General features: G+C 59.8%; 11 protein-coding genes. 6 read left to right on the top strand and 5 right to left on the bottom strand.

Features of this window, described 5'->3' with window-relative positions:
• Positions 1 to 120: 120 nt before the first annotated feature.
• Positions 121 to 390, bottom strand: coding sequence for a CopM family metallochaperone (gene copM, locus H1Y01_RS19090; RefSeq protein ID WP_367399807.1), 270 nt, complete (start codon positions 388 to 390; stop codon positions 121 to 123).
• Positions 391 to 1,106: 716 nt separating this feature from the next.
• On the opposite strand from copM, the gene H1Y01_RS19085 reads away from it, so the two are divergent.
• The 3 genes from H1Y01_RS19085 to H1Y01_RS19075 all read left to right on the top strand — a co-directional run bounded on the left by H1Y01_RS19085 (position 1,107) and on the right by H1Y01_RS19075 (position 5,563).
• Positions 1,107 to 3,392, top strand: a complete 2,286-nt coding sequence (locus H1Y01_RS19085; RefSeq protein ID WP_180542411.1) for a putative bifunctional diguanylate cyclase/phosphodiesterase — start codon at positions 1,107 to 1,109, stop codon at positions 3,390 to 3,392.
• Between the two features lie 2 nt (positions 3,393 to 3,394).
• Positions 3,395 to 4,270, top strand: coding sequence for a response regulator (locus H1Y01_RS19080; protein WP_180542409.1), 876 nt, complete (start codon positions 3,395 to 3,397; stop codon positions 4,268 to 4,270).
• A gap of 99 nt (positions 4,271 to 4,369) precedes the next feature.
• A complete protein-coding gene (locus H1Y01_RS19075) occupies positions 4,370 to 5,563 on the top strand; it encodes an MFS transporter (RefSeq protein ID WP_180542407.1) in 1,194 nt (397 codons plus the stop codon).
• Positions 5,564 to 5,586: 23 nt separating this feature from the next.
• Here the strand turns inward: H1Y01_RS19075 and H1Y01_RS19775 are convergent, their stop codons facing one another.
• Positions 5,587 to 7,773, bottom strand: a complete 2,187-nt coding sequence (locus tag H1Y01_RS19775; protein WP_180542405.1) for a formylglycine-generating enzyme family protein — start codon at positions 7,771 to 7,773, stop codon at positions 5,587 to 5,589.
• A gap of 111 nt (positions 7,774 to 7,884) precedes the next feature.
• On the opposite strand from H1Y01_RS19775, the gene H1Y01_RS19065 reads away from it, so the two are divergent.
• From H1Y01_RS19065 to H1Y01_RS19055, 3 genes are read left to right on the top strand one after another with little or no spacing between them, the layout of a single operon-like run.
• The gene (locus tag H1Y01_RS19065; protein ID WP_180542403.1) at positions 7,885 to 9,063 is read left to right on the top strand and encodes a Re/Si-specific NAD(P)(+) transhydrogenase subunit alpha; all 1,179 of its coding nucleotides are present in this window, start codon (positions 7,885 to 7,887) and stop codon (positions 9,061 to 9,063) included.
• Positions 9,063 to 9,356, top strand: a complete 294-nt coding sequence (locus H1Y01_RS19060) for an NAD(P) transhydrogenase subunit alpha (RefSeq protein WP_180542401.1) — start codon at positions 9,063 to 9,065, stop codon at positions 9,354 to 9,356. The genes H1Y01_RS19065 and H1Y01_RS19060 overlap by 1 nt, the downstream gene beginning before the upstream one ends.
• Positions 9,356 to 10,723: an NAD(P)(+) transhydrogenase (Re/Si-specific) subunit beta gene (locus H1Y01_RS19055; RefSeq protein ID WP_180542415.1), complete on the top strand. Its 1,368-nt coding sequence runs from the start codon at positions 9,356 to 9,358 to the stop codon at positions 10,721 to 10,723. The genes H1Y01_RS19060 and H1Y01_RS19055 overlap by 1 nt, the downstream gene beginning before the upstream one ends.
• Before the next feature lie 25 nt (positions 10,724 to 10,748).
• Here H1Y01_RS19055 and H1Y01_RS19050 read toward each other — a convergent pair whose 3' ends face one another.
• The 3 genes from H1Y01_RS19050 to H1Y01_RS19040 all read right to left on the bottom strand — a co-directional run bounded on the left by H1Y01_RS19050 (position 10,749) and on the right by H1Y01_RS19040 (position 14,803).
• Positions 10,749 to 11,909, bottom strand: a complete 1,161-nt coding sequence (locus H1Y01_RS19050; protein ID WP_180542399.1) for a hypothetical protein — start codon at positions 11,907 to 11,909, stop codon at positions 10,749 to 10,751.
• Between the two features lie 99 nt (positions 11,910 to 12,008).
• On the bottom strand, positions 12,009 to 13,781 hold the full coding sequence (locus H1Y01_RS19045) for a SulP family inorganic anion transporter (RefSeq protein ID WP_180542397.1): 1,773 nt from the start codon (positions 13,779 to 13,781) through the stop codon (positions 12,009 to 12,011).
• Positions 13,778 to 14,803 carry a sulfate ABC transporter substrate-binding protein gene (locus H1Y01_RS19040; protein ID WP_180542395.1) on the bottom strand — a complete coding sequence of 342 codons (1,026 nt, stop codon included), beginning with the start codon at positions 14,801 to 14,803 and terminating at the stop codon, positions 13,778 to 13,780. The genes H1Y01_RS19045 and H1Y01_RS19040 overlap by 4 nt, the downstream gene beginning before the upstream one ends.
• Positions 14,804 to 15,364: the final 561 nt, after the last annotated feature.

Here is a 15,364-nt window from a genome sequence, read left to right as displayed (position 1 = left end):
ATTCTCAACGAATTGGCTGACCTGTTCCGGTGACATACCTAAACTGGTGTTGTCACCGGGAGTCGGAACAACCCTGGGACTGATAGCGTTCACCCGGCTTGCCTTTCAATCTTCTTGAAGTCACTGCGCCTCGATCGGATTGCGGCGGCCGTTCTTAGTCAACCAGAGCAGCATCGCGTTTATCTCCGATTCTTGATCGACGAGTATCTCCTGAGCCAGCCGCCGCATAACGGGGTCCTTGCCGTAGGTCAACTCAGCCTTGGCCATGTCGATTGCGCCTTGGTGATGCGGTATCATCATCGCCGCGAAATCGCGATCGACATCCCCGGTCATGGGCGCCGCCGCCATATCACGATCCATCACTTTCATACCGGTGTCCATTGCCTGCATGAACTTCGTGACGTATGGAGCTATCTGGGCGGCCAAAGTCGTGGTTACTAACAAGCACGCAACCATAATCATCGTTTTCATAGGAACTCTGAACATAAGGCAAACAAACCGCTAACCGTATCGTCCGAGGGTAGCCTACTGCGCACAGGTCCGGCTTTCAGAATATTGCGAGACTTGCGAAATCGAGCGAGGAACCGGGGCAAGTTCCCGCGACCGCCAGCTTTTCGACCCAAAGCGCTAAGGAACCGGAGCCAAAAACGCTGGTGTCCGCGACATTTTCGCGGAAGGTTCCTTCGCTGAGGACAAGGACCATCCGAATGACATTGACCGCATCGACCCCTTCAAAGTCTGGACTTGGGATCCAGCGACGCGGCGCCCATACCGTGGCGATCCGAAGAACTGATCGCGCCGGGATGGTAAACCGAGAGGCATCGTGAAGATCAAGTGTGGACAGGGTCTTCAATTAAGCGTGAATCGAGAGATTTTGACTCTCTGCATAAAGTCTGGCAGCGAAATCCCCGATGTATTCCTTGAACAGTGTTTTTTAATACCACATTTCCCGGTGAACTATCGATGCTCGGCCTGCCGCAACGGTGCGCCTCATCCATGCGCCGGATATTCGCGCAAGTCTGGAAAGAGAACGAATCGGAGACGATCGGAAGTTTCTGGGCTGGGAATTTGAGTCCGCGGGGCTTCTTTAGCCCTGGAGAGGCGGCATGAATCTGGCGCGCGCTGCTCGAGCCGGTGCATATGGGGAAGCCAGGTACTCGGCGTTCACCAGGGACGCGGCCGCTCCCGCCGGCGTCCCCGAAGCTCTCCGCGTGTTGGCTGCGACCCAACCCGAGCCGGCGATCGGCAATTATCCGTTCTTTATCTTTGAGAACGCGGCCGACATCATTCTTACCCTGTCGAACCAAGGTGAGATCCAGACCGCCAACCGGGCCGCGGAGACACTGACCGGAGTCGCTCGCTCGGCGCTGGTGGGCACGTCCATTCTTGACTTGGTCGCTCCCGCTTTCCGCGACCGGATCCGTCTTAAAATGCTGGGGAGCAATACGAGGGGGGAAGCCGAAGTCCCATTCCGGGATTCCGCAAGAGCCTGCATCGTTCAAGTCCGGTGGTCGCCCATCGACGCGGTCAAAGCGCTCGGCTACTTCGTGGTTGCCCGCGACGTTACCGAACAGGCCCGACGGGAAACCTTCGAAAGAGAGCGCCGCCGGATTTTGGAGATGCTCGCCGCCCGTTGTCCCTTGCGCGAAATATTAAGGAGTCTCTGTAGCGTCGCTGAAGCTCAGGTGCCGGATACCCGATTCGTTATCTCCGCCCCCGGGCCGGACGGATCTCAGATCACCGTCACGTCGGAAGCCGGGAACGAACTGGACAAAGAACTGGGAGTTGCGATGCCGCTTGCCGGCATGCCTCCCCGCTGCTCGCGCATTCAAGGGATTTCAGGAAGCGGACGCATTCGTCTGACCGACGCCGGCGGCGCGGGAGACGCGCGTTTTTTGGACCGCTACCCCTACAAGCTCTCAGTAACGCAACCCTGTCCGCGCGGCCGAACCGATGTACTGCTCGCGTACCGCCGCACATGCGCGGCTCCTCGCCCTTTTGAAGAGTTCGTGATCGAAGAAACGGCGGCCGTTGTCGAACAAATCCTCCAACATGAGCAGTTCGACGCCGAACTGAGGCGGCAAGCTAACTTTGACGCGAAGACGGAACTACCCAATAGCAAACTGCTAATCGAGTTTCTCACCGCAACGCTTGCGAGCGCGGAAAACGGGCACACCGGAGGGGTTCTCTATTTCAACCTCGATAATTTCAAACTTTGCAATGATATGGCGGGTTTTGCGTTTGGTGACAAGATTCTCAAGCGCGCGGCGCAACGCATCCGCGCCGTACTGCCGGAGTCGGCGATGCTGGCCAGGATGGGAGGCGACGAATTCGTCGCCGTCTTACCCGATGCATGCTGTGCCGAAGACATCCAACGCGCAGTGGTCGAGGTTTTGAAGAGCCTGAAGAACATTGACAGCTTGGACCTCCCGGAAGAGCCTCTGATTTCGACCAGCGTCGGAATCGCGATATACCCCGCTGACGGGACCCGCGCCGATGAACTGCTTACCAACGCCCATATGGCCTTGAGCCGGGCCAAAGCGGCCGGGAAGGCGCAACATCGTTTTTTTGACGCCGAGTTCGGAAAAGTGGCAGCCAGGCGCCTGTTGATTCACGGGCAGTTAACCCGGGCTCTGGAAAAGAACGAGCTCTCGCTCGTCTACCAACCCCAGTTCGATCTCGAAGCGGGAGCGATGATCGGCGTCGAGGCTCTGCTGCGATGGACGAATCCGACGCTGGGCAGCGTGTCCCCGGTGGATTTCATCCCTCTGGCGGAGCAAACCGGAATCATCCTGCCGATCGGTACATGGGTACTCGAACAGGCTGCGCGTCAGGCCGCGTTGTGGAGTTGCTCAACGTCTTCGCGTTTAAAGATTGCCGTAAATGTCTCGACGGTACAGGTGATGCAACCGGACTTTGTGGAATCGGTGGCAGCCGTGCTGAAAGACGCCCGACTCGATCCGTCGCAGCTCGAATTGGAGATCACGGAATCGGCCGTGATGACCGACTTCGCCGATTGTTCCGGAAAAATAGCGCAGCTGCGGCGTCTTGGCGTCTCGGTTGCTATCGACGACTTCGGCACCGGGTATTCTTCGCTGAGCTGCCTGAAGGGTCTGCCGGTCACTGCCCTCAAGATCGATCGTGCTTTTATCTCCTCGATCACGCCCGGCGTGCGGCCCCCGATTACCCACTCCGTTATCGCGCTGGGGCACGCGCTGGGCCTGACCGTTACGGCGGAGGGCGTCGAAACCAGAGAACAACTGCACGCGCTTCGGGAATTGAAGTGCGACGCGATTCAGGGCTATCTGGCCGCCCGGCCGCTCAGTCCGGAGGAGCTCGAGCTCTCCGGATTTATGGATAAAGATTTCGTGTTCGGATTCGAACTGACTTGACCATGCGCAAAATCATCAAGCTCCTCATTATCGATGACGATCGGGACGATTACACCGTGATCCGCGATTTGCTTGCCGGCGTTCACCATAGACGCTACGACGTCGATTGGGCGCCGAGCGCGAACCACGCGCTCGATCTGATGCACCGGAAAGCCTACGATGTGTGCCTGGTGGACTTTTATCTGACCGGAACCACTGCGGTCGAGTTTATTCAACTTGCGTCGCAACGGGGCATTGGTGTCCCCGTAATTGTGCTGACGGGACAGGACGACGAAACCGCCGAGCTGGCCTCACAGAAAGCGGGGGCGGTCGAGTTTCTTCCGAAGGATGATCTTACGTGGAGACTTCTGGATCGCTCCATTCGTTATGTCATAGAGACCGCCGATACCGTGGCGCAACTTCGGGACGCGAACCGCTTCCCGCAATCGATTCTTGATTCGATCTCGACGCAGATTGCCATCATCAGCGAATCCGGCAAGATCGACTGTGTAAACCGGGCGTGGACCGATTCTGCTGCGGCCAATGGAATGGCCGATCAGGACTGGAACGGTGTCGATTACCTGGCCGTGTGCGACAAGGCAGCGGCTGGCGATGAAACCGCGGCAGAGATCGCGCAGGCAATCCGCGATGTGCTCGACCTTCGCTGGACCAGTTTTGCGGCGGAATACCCCTGCCACAGTGCCGGTGAGCAGCGTTGGTTTCGAGTTTCGATCACGCGATTCCAACACCTTCAGTCCTGCTGGGCGGTGGTGGTTCACGATAACATTACGGACCGGAAACTGGCCGAGGAACTTGCACGTGGCGCCGGTTCGGTCCCAATTTGCGTCGACGCCTCTAATTTCCTCGTTGAGCGGTATGCGGCAAACGCTCCGCGATAGGCGTAGCGCTGCTCTCCGGTACGAGGCTCTCGGGCTGGCGCGCTGGCTGGCGTAAATCCTTTCGGCCGCTCCAGACCGGCGCGTGATCTACCCTAACGGTTGGACCCCTACGCGCCCCTCCGTTCCCGCGATCTCCGCTTCCTCCTGACCGGCACCTTCCTCTCCAGCTTCGGCCTCCAGATGATCTGGGTCGCCGCCAGTTGGGACCTTTACCAGAAAACCCACTCCGCATTCGTGCTGGGCAACGTGGGCTTCGTCCAAGTGGCGCCGTTCGTCTTTCTGGCGTTGGTCGCGGGGCACATCGCCGATCGATACGACCGGCGCAAGATTCTTGCGGGGATGCAGATTCCGCTGGTCGTCTCTTCCGCGATCCTCGTCTTTGCCGGCGCTTCCGTTGGTCTGATCTACTTCTGTCTTTTCCTGAACGCCTGCGCGCGCGCGTTGCAGAGTCCGTCGCGCCAGGCGATCCTGCCCCACGTTGTCGAGCTCGACCAACTGCGCACCGCGATCACCTGGAACAGCACCGCGCAGGAGATCGCCACCGTCACCGGTCCCGCGCTGGCCGGCGCCCTCATCGCGTTCTCGGGAACGCGCAGTGTCTACATCTCGCAGCTGGTGTGCACCGTGTTGAGCCTGGTCTGTTTCTACTCGATTCGGCCGCGCGAAGGCGGCATTGCCGTTTCGCCCCAACAGGAAGAACGCTCGCTCCTCGAGGGAGTCCGCTTCGTCCGCGATAACAAGCTGGTGCTCGCCGCCCTATCGCTGGATCTCTTCGCCGTCCTCTTCGGCGGCGCTACCGCCCTGCTACCCATCTATGCGGTGGACATTCTGCACGTCGGCGCGCACGGACTCGGCTGGCTGCGTGCCGCCCCGTCCGTCGGCGCGGTCGCGATGGCTCTAACCCAGACCCACCTGCCCAAAATTCGCAACGCCGGCCGCGCGCTTCTCTGGGCTGTCGCCGGATTCGGGATCGCTACCATCGTCTTCGGTATTTCACGGTCGCTTCCGCTCTCGATCGCCATGCTGGTCCTGACCGGCGCTTTCGACAACATCAGCGTTGTGTTCCGCAGCTCCCTGGTGCAGGTCGAGACGCCCGACTATCTCCGGGGCCGCGTCTTCGCCGTGAACGCGATCTTCATTAGTTGCTCCAATCAGCTCGGAGCCGTCGAATCGGGCTGGACCGCGGCGTGGTTCGGCGCGGTACCGAGCGTGGTCGGAGGCGGAGTCGCGACCGTTCTGATCGTGCTTGGCTTTAGTGCCCTTGCTTCGCAACTCCGGCGCTGGCAGCAATAAGCTCGCGGTTCTTTGCGCGTCGCTTATTGAATATCCATGACACAGCGAAACCCCACAGTTCCCGAACGGTCGTAACCCTGCGCCATGAGCAATAACTTCCCGTGCTGGTCATTCCGATAGGCCTCCGGGAAATACCAGATGGACCCCTGCGGCTGATAGTAATTGCCGCCCCTCAAAATGGCGGCGCGTGTGTGTTCGTCTTCGAACTCATCGGTCCACTGCCACACGTTGCCGACCATGTCCATCACCCCGAACGGGCTCGCGCCCCGCGGGTGCGCGTCCACGTCGTCCGGTCCACGCAAACGCCGTCCCGTGTAAGGGACCGGCGCCGCTCCTGGATTCCAATCGTTGCCCCATGGATACGCACGCCCGTCACTTCCCTGAGCGGCCAACTGCCACTCCCATTCATGCGGGAGCCGCTTGCCCGCCCACCTCGCATAGGCCCGCGCGTCCTCCTGCGAAACCCAGGTGACCGGCTTATTGGCCCACCCCGCCGGAAACGTGCCGTTCTTCCAATCCCGGAGAAAGTTCAAACCATCCGGCGGCCGGTAGTTCGCCGCCTCGATAAACTTCTTGAACTGCGCGTTCGTTACCGGATACTTGTCGATCAAAAAGGGTTTGATGTCCAGGCGGTGCTCGTGGAACCGGCGCGGCATGTCTTCCCACGGATACTGCACGTCGACGCCGGCGTCGTCAGACCCCTCGATCTCGATCCCCTGGACCTTGAATAAGTACGCACCGCCGGCAATTCGAACCATGCCCTCCGGAGCGCCCTCCGGAGCGGCGGAAGGCCCATTGGCCGGGTCCATGTCAACGAGCCGTTGCGGAAGGGGCTTCCACTCCGCCGGAAAACTCGCCAGCGGCGCCGAGGTCATGAACTTCATCGTTCGCATCAGTCCGGTCAAGCGCGGGCTGGGCTCGCCATGAGTACACCACACGGCGCCATACCCATGGGCTTCGAGCGCGAAGGAGAGTATTGCCCGTCCATTTTCCACCGCGGGCCGTAGTTCGACCCCGTGATAGAGGTCGAAGCAGCGCGCGCCGTCTTCCGCGGGAACGGACATCTGCCGCGTGTCGACGTTGTACTCATTCCGATTCACAATCGTCCAGACCGTGTCATTTCCGAGTGGCCACCGGCTCGCATAAACGCCGTAGGCGTGCATCGGGTAGAAGGGCTCCCAATGCTTGCTAATCAGGAATGGCGCAATCGCCCGTTCGATGGTCGCCACGCGCCGCGTCGCTTCCCCGTCGCGCGCTGTGATGCCGTTCCAGATGCCCCAGATGTTCTCCCAACTTTCCCACCCCTCGCCATTGAAAAACGCGTACTGAAGATCGTCCGTCTTGGCGCGCGCCCAGCGGTCGGAAATATTGACCATGTGCCGCGTCTCCAGCCAGCGGAAGCGGTCGACGCCCGGCACGAAAGTGAACTGCCCGCCGTATTGTCCCCACGTCAGAACATTCCAGGCCAGAGCCTCATCCGAGGGACTTCCCTCGGGTTCGAACGCCAGCGGATGTCCGATCTTCTCGGCCGCCGCGGAGAACACGCGCGGCACGCCGTCCTGCGTATCGCCGTTGATCCCATCCGCGCCGACCTCCTTCATCAGCGCAGCAAGCTCCTCCGGCCAGTCTTTCTCCGGCTCGCGCGTGCCCTGGTCCCACATCATCATCGGGAACAAGACCCGCACGCCGCGGCGATGGAAATCGGCAACCATCTGCCTCACCCCCGCGAGACCGCCCGGCAGGCTCGCCACCATGTCGAGTTGGTTGCGGTCGTCCATGCCCATATTCGGATAGGTGGCCCACACCAGCACCGCGTCGATGCCCCCGTACCTTCGCGTCAGATCGTCCAGGTACCGGTCGACGGTATACTTGCGCGCCGCGGGATCGTAGAAGTACCGGTCATGCACCATCATCTGCGGCTGAATGAAACTGCTCTGCGTCCACTGGAGCGCCGCCGCGCTGTACCGCGAGTCGTCGAGCGACAGTCCCGTCCGGATGGTTCTCTCAAAACGCCAATGCTGAATATCTTTCAACCAGGCTTCGTGCGTCGCGGTGGTGCACGGCGCATATTCGCCTTCCCATGCGGGCTTCAGTGTCAGGCAAGCGGGCGCGGGAATCAACTGCCCCTTGGGACCGTACTTCGTATCCTGGGCAAACGCTATCAGAGGAACTGCGCAACCGATCAAGATGTGGCGAGAATGGGGGGTCATCCGTTTCGTTTCCTGCTCCAATGACAATAAACCACTTCGGCGGTATGGCTCGATGACTTCACAAACAAAGTCGCGCTACACTAACTGTCTCGTTTCAAACATTTTGAATTTATGCCCCTAACCGTAGGAGTGCCGCGGGAAACGTTCCCCGGTGAACGGCGCGTGGCCATTGTTCCGCGCGCGTGTGAGGTCCTGAAGAAAGCCGGGCTGAATATTGTTGTCGAGCATTTGGCCGGCGTGGAGGCGGGTTATCCGGACGAACAGTTTGTAGGGCGCGGCGCGGATATCGCCGCACGCCAGGACGTTTTTGCGCGCGCGGACTTCATCGCTCAGGTGCGCTCGCTCGGCGCAAACCCCGAGCACGGACGCCAGGATCTAAACCTGCTCCGCCCCGGCCAAGCGGTCATCGGGATGGCCGAACCGCTGACCGCCCTGCAGGAATCCGCGGACCTTGCCCGCACCGGCGTCACGGCTTTCGCACTCGAACTCATTCCGCGCATCACCCGCGCGCAGAGCATGGACGTGCTCTCTTCCATGGCGACTGTCGCTGGTTACGAATCCGTGCTCCTCGCCGCCACCGCGCTTCCCAAGATGTTCCCGATGTTCATGACGGCCGCGGGGACCGTCACGCCCGCGAAAGTATTCGTGCTCGGCGCCGGCGTTGCCGGGTTGCAAGCGATCGCCACGGCGCGTCGTCTGGGCGCCGTTGTATCGGCCTATGACGTTCGCCCGGTCGTCAAGGAACAGGTCGAAAGCGTCGGGGCGAAATTCGTGATGCTGGAAGTCGAAAACACCACCGCGGAAGGCGCCGGCGGCTACGCCAAAGCCATGGACGAAAGCTTCTACCGCCGTCAGGCCGAGCTGCTCGGCGCTGTCTGCCGCGAGCAGGACGTGGTCATCAGCACCGCCGCTGTCCCCGGCCGCAAAGCGCCCATCCTGATCACGCGGGCCATGGTCGAAGGCATGATGCCCGGTTCGGTGATCATCGACCTTGCCGCCGAGCGTGGCGGCAATTGCGATATCACCCGTCCCGGCGAACGTTACATGCACAATGGCGTCACCGTCTGGGGTCCGCTGAACATGCCCTCGCTGGCGCCCTTTCACGCCAGCCAGATGTACTCTTCGAATCTGACGTCGTTTCTCAAGCTTCTGGTCAAAGACGGCCAGCTTAGTATCAACACCGAAGACGAAATCATCCGCGAAACCTTAGTCACCCGCAACGGCGAAGTCGTTCACGCCCGCATTCGCGAACTACTCGGCATTCCCCAAACTCAAGGAGCGATTCAGTAATGAGAACTTACGAGTTCGGCCTTTACGTCTTCATGCTCGCTGCATTCCTCGGCTTCGAACTAATCCGCCGCGTGTCTCCCCTGCTTCACACGCCGCTGATGTCGCTTACCAATGCGATCTCCGCGATCTCCGTCGTCGGCGCGATCCTGATCACCGGCGAACGCGACGCTTCGGTACTTACCCGTAGTCTCGGCTTTATCGCCGTCTTAGCCGCCACCATCAACGTGGTCAGCGGCTACCTCATCACCGATCGCATGCTCAAAATGTTCAAGAAACGGGAGCCCCGTAAGTGATCGATAACATCCTCCCGGTCTTCTATATACTGGCGGCGGCCAGCTTCATTCTGGCCATTAAGTGGATGAACTCGCCGGCTACGGCGCGTCGCGGCGTGTTCGTCGGCGAGGCGGGCATGCTGCTGGCCGTCGTCGGCACACTGCTGCGCTACGAGGTCGTCGAGTATAAGTGGATTGTCATCGCCTTCCTGCTCGGTTCGGCGATCGGCGTCCCGCTGGCGTACTTGATGCCGATGACCGCGGTCCCGCAAAGAACCGCGATTTCGCACGCATTCGGCGCGCTGGCATCCGCCCTCATCGGAACGGCGGAGTACTTCGCGCACTCGCCGCACGGATTCCGGATGGCGGCCTTGATTCTCGAAACGCTGCTCGGCTTCCTTACTTTCACCGCCAGCCTGATGGCCTTCGGCAAACTGCAGGAGATCCTTCCCACCCGGCCGATCACTTACAAAGGCCAGAACTTCGTCAACCTGATTCTATTCACGCTGGCGGCAGTTATCGGAATCGCGCTGATCATCTCGCCCGAACAGCGCTGGATGTTCCCGATCTTCATGGTGCTGTCGCTCATCTTCGGCGTGCTCCTGATCATTCCGATCGGCGGCGCGGACATGCCGACTGTCATCGCGCTGCTTAATTCCTATGCCGGCTTATCGGCCAGCGCCATGGGATTCGCGCTCGATAACAAGTTGCTCATCATCGCCGGCGCGCTCGATGGTTCCTCGGGTCTGATCCTGGCCATCATCATGTGTAAGGCCATGAACCGCTCGTTCACCAACGTGCTGTTCGGCGCGTTCGGGCAGGTGCAAACCAAGGCCGCCAAAACGGAAGCGCGTCCGGTGCGCTCGGCCAGTGCGGAAGAAGCGGCCGAGATGCTCGACGCCGCCCGCAGCGTCATCATCATCCCCGGTTACGGGATGGCCGTCGCTCAGGCCCAGCACAAACTGCGCGAGCTATTCGATTCGCTTTCGAAGCGCGGTATCGACGTCCGTTTCGCCATCCATCCGGTTGCCGGCCGCATGCCCGGCCACATGAACGTGCTGCTGGCTGAGGCCGATGTTCCCTACGACAAGCTCATCGAGATGGAAGAGATCAATCCCGAGTTCCCCAACGCCGATGTAGCGCTGGTTATCGGCGCAAATGACGTGGTGAATCCCGCGGCCAAGAACGACAAGAGCAGTCCGATCTCCGGAATGCCGATTCTGGAGGCTTACCGCGCCCGCACGGTGATGATCATCAAGCGCGGCATGAGCGCCGGGTTCGCCGGGATCGACAACGAACTCTACTATATGGACCACACGCTGATGCTTTTCGGCGACGCGAAAGCTTTCGTTGGGAGTATCTGCAAGGAACTCAGCGCGTCGAAATAGAGAGTAGCCACCGTCGAGACTGAGACTATCGTTGCGTTAGGAGGTAGAGCGTTACAATTCCCGTTCCACCTTCCGCGATGGTGTGTCCGTCCGGGGAGATTGTATAAGCCCAATCGTCATCAACCCCTGGGAGTACGAACTGCATTTTTGTAGACCATTGCGCAATCTGAGTGCCGGTCCGTAGGTCCCAAAGGCAGTGGGCTCTCTTGCCAAATACGACCGATGTGCCGGCCAGTCGTTGGAGCGGCTTGGGTACGAACTTGATTTCATCATGATTCATGGCGAGGTAGTTTCCAGCGCCAATGATTGGCCCGCTGAAGCCCTTGGGAAGTGTTTGGTGTATTACCTCTGAGCCCGAAGAAGTGTCCCGGCAGATGAAGTCCCGATCCAATGTGATCATCGGGTTTTGCAGGAGACAAAAAACCTTACCGGATTTTGCAAAGGTTCCGAAGTAAGGCTCCGCTCCGGTCATCATCCAGCGTTGAATCTCCCTGCGGTCTTTCGCGTCCGCGATTGTGATTTCACGGGGCCCGGTATTCGCGCCTGGTGTAACTCGTGTAAGAGCTAACTCTCCGACGACGCTTTCAACATGGAGCACTGTCATAACATCAGAGTAGGACCACTCTCTCGAAACCGTTCCGTCGATCCCGATGAACCTGATTCTTGTGCCGCGCCCGCTCGCGGAGCACACCTGAACTAGTTGTGGTCCGTCAAGCAAGCCCTTCACCTGACACCGGCGGGTCGTGATGACATGCAGTTCATTGGTGGATAGGTCGATAATAGCCGCCTGGTCCCAGTCGCGATAAAAGGGTGTGGCAATGTACTTGCCGCCGGGACTCCAATACACTTCCGTGTAAACCCTCATAGCCGGGTGCCGCGGGATTTCGAAACTCTTGATTACAGTTTCCGGGTGATCTGTGGCCAAGATCAAAAGGTAAGATTTGTCATCTTCCAGCGGAGGCAGAACCTTCTTCTTGATAAATTCGACGCCCACCGCCAAATACCGCTGGTCGGGCGCGAACCCGAGAGCCCAAACCGAAGCCGGCAGATCGCCAGCGAACGGCGACCCAGCCATCTGGCTCGTGATCTGAACAGTCACGCGGCGTTCCAGTCCTTTTACTTCCGCAGCCCGGGACACGAACACCGCTAGCGGCCAGAGGATTAGTAGGGCGTTTCTGCCGACCATAAACTCAGAGTCTAACTATTCCCCTGACTCTGCGGTACCGGTTGTCATCGCTTGGTTGGAGGAGTAGATCGCCAGTCCAGTCGCCACTCGCGCTTCCGGCTACACCAGATAATAAAGCTCTTTCGCCGGATTCTCGCTCAGAATCTGAGCGCAATGCTCGCAAGTCTGCTCGCCGGAAAGCTCGTAAGCATGGCGAACGGCCTTCAGCGTGGACGAATATAGCTCCGTTTCCTCGATGAAGACGCGGTCGGCCGGCAGCCAATCATGGAAGCGCATGCTATTCATCGCGGCCGCGAAATCCGTGCGCACGCCGCACAACAGTACCAAAACCCCTTCCGCTTCCATATCCCGCAAAAAGTGCTGCAATCGCTCGAGGCAAACCATGTCCGGATTGCGCGTGCGCTTCATCCGCAGAATGATCGAGTGCATCCTCTGTTCCCGCGCCCTCTCTGACAGACGGTCGAGCGCGCGATCCAGCTCCGGCGCAGCACCGAAGAAAAGTTCGCCCTCAAAGTCGTAAATAATCATCGCCGTGCATGGCGGGTCGGATGGACGCCGATCGCGAATTAATCGCTCGGAACTGACGAACAGTTCCCTTCCCCGCAGCCGCGCGGCTCGCGGGACAAACATCACGATCGAAGCCGCGACGCCGATCAGGATCGAGAATTCGACGCTGATGAAGATCGCCGATGCCGCCGTGACTGACACCAGCCAAGCGTCAAAACTTGAGGCGCGCAGCGCAATCTTCAGCCTCGCCCAATCGATCAGACGCGCGGCGGTGACGATCAGCAGCCCCGCCAGCGCCGCCTTGGGAACAAACTGCATGAGCGGGGCAATGATCAGCAACACCACGGCAACCGCCGTCGCGGCAATAACGCCGGAAAAGCGGCTTACCGCGCCGGATTGATAGTTAATCGCCGAGCGGGTTAGCGACCCCGAACCCGGAAGGCATTGGAAAAAGCCGCCCACCAGATTCGCCAGTCCTTCGGCCATGCACTGCCGGTTATAGTCCAGCGGCTGCCGCGTGTGACTCGCAATGGATTTCGCGATCGCCAGCGCCTCCACCAAGCCGAGGAACGAGATCGCAAACGCGCTCCCCGTCATCTGCCGTATCCACCAAAACTTGATTTGCGGGATGTGCGGCCGCGGCAAACTTGCCGGAACATTGCCGACTAAGGCCAGCAACGTTTTGCCATGCGCGCCCGCTTGCGACCAGTGCATCGCGTAAGCCGCCACGGTGGCGACGATGAGCGCGACGAGCATGTCCAGCTTCGGCAGACGGCGCCGATTGCACAGTACGCGGAGCAACACGACCAGGATGACCGTCCCTGCCCCGATCGTCAGTTCCCGCCAGTTCAGTGGGCCGCCCTGCGTCACCGTCATCCAAAAACGAAGCAGCACATGTTGATCCCCCGTGCCGCGGTTCTTGATTCCAAAAAAATTACCCACTTGCCCGAGAGCGATTAGAAATCCCGCACCGGCCATGAAGCCGAGCACAACGGATTCGGAGATGTATCGCGTCAGGTCGCCGAGCTTAAACACGGCAATCATGATTTGGACGATGCCGACCATGATGGCAAGCAGGAACATGGCTTCGAATGCGTCCAGCCGGGAATCGGTTCCGATGAACGCCAAGGCGCTAAAAACGACCAGCGATATCGCGTTGGTCGGCCCGTTGATCAGATGCGAAGAGGAACCGAAAATAGAGGCGACAAGCGTCACCACGATCGCCGAATAAAGCCCGAAACGCGGATCCACCCCCGCGATCAGGGCGTAAGCCATCGCTTGCGGCAGTGAAATCGCCGCCACCGTCAGACCGGCGATGAGATCGTACCTCGCCCCGAGGCTACTGTAGCGTGGAAACAGCTTCATAGCTTTGCGGTAGGCCGGTAGATCTGATCGAATACGCCGTTGGTGAAGAAGAATCGCTGCTGAATCTCATCCCAGTTTCCGGCGAGCAAAGTCACCGGGAAAAGGTCCATTTTCGGCAGGCGGTCCGCGTAGCGCCGCGCAACTTCCGGGTCTACCGGGCGATACCCATTGCGCGCGATCGTCTCTTGCGCCGTCTCGGTGTAAAGGAACTGCAGATACGCCTTGGCGAACGCTTCACGCTCGGTCCCGGCGACGTTCTTATCGACCCACGCCACCGTCGGTTCCGCGAGGATGCTCACCGGCGGATACACCACCTGAAGCTCTCCGTTCGATTTCTTAACTTCACTGAGGGCATCGCTTTCCCAGGTCAACTGCACATCGCCCGCGCGCTCGTCCGCAAACGCCACCGTCGATTCCCGCGCTCCGGTGACTAGCAGCGGCACATGCTGGTAAAGCTGGCGTAAATAGCGGCGGGCCTGCTGGTCGTTCCCCCCGCGGTAAATCACCGAACCCCACGCCGCCAGGACGCTCAACTTCCCGCTACCGGACGTCTTGGGATTCGGCGTAATCACCGAAATCCCGGGTTTCACCAGATCGGGCCAGTCCGCGATGCCCTTCGGATTCCCTTTGCGTACTACAAATACGACCGTCGAATGGAAGGGCTGCGAATCGTTGGGCAGCCGCTTCGACCAGCCATCGCTGATTAAGCCCGCTTTGTGCAGCTCGTCGACATCCGAATAGACCGCGAGGGTGACAACGTCCGCTTGCATCCCTTCCGATACCTGGCGAGCCTGCTGGGAGGAGGCTCCGTGCGATTCCTTGATCGTCAGCCGTTTGCCCGTATCGTGTTGATATCTATCGATGAACTGCCTGTCCAGTTGTTTAAACAAGTCGCCGGTGGGGTCGTAGGAGACGTTCAGCAGCTGATTCGTGCGGTCTTCCGCGCGATTCGCCGATACCACCAGTGCCGCCGCTAGCGCTACCGCAAGTAGCGCAATCACATTCAACCATCGGGTTTTCATGAGAGTCCTGGGGAGCTTGTTGGATCAGTATCCCATTTGAACCGACGATATGTCTACTGCCCTTATTAAGGTACGGAAGATCAACGGACAACAGTACTATAAGGCTGTGAGAATCGCCCCGGTGCGGCCCTTCGGCCACGCTGGATGGGTGTTGCCCAATACCGAAACGGGATAGCACCGGAATGGATAGCGCTCCGACAGCGTTCGAGCCGGTATCGAAGACGGTCAGGCGAACTTTGGTGACCGCCGGGCTCATTCTCAATTCTTCCGCTTCCCGCCAACCCGACCGTTGCCATGCGGAGAAAGTCACATCGCCGGCGTCAATTCCTATTTCGAAGCGGCCTTCGCGAGGGTCGTTCGAGTCGCGCGTAAAGTCTGACGAAGTAAGCGACGCGACGGTATGAGGAAGACGCCCGGCCGCATCCGCCCACGTCCGGAAGTCGTGGTTCAGAAGATCGAACAGAATCACGGTCGCGTGCGCGGTATTGGGGCCGCCGCGGGTGTGATGCAAGTGGGCGACTTCTTCTATACGGCCGCTATCGCTAATGCCACACTCGCCGC

Origin of the sequence: Nevskia soli, from assembly GCF_903970205.1 — a bacterium.
Classification (GTDB): Bacteria; Acidobacteriota; Terriglobia; order Bryobacterales; family Bryobacteraceae; genus Bog-113.
Note: the sequence above shows the minus strand (reverse complement) of the source record. Positions and strands in the feature narration are given on the sequence as shown.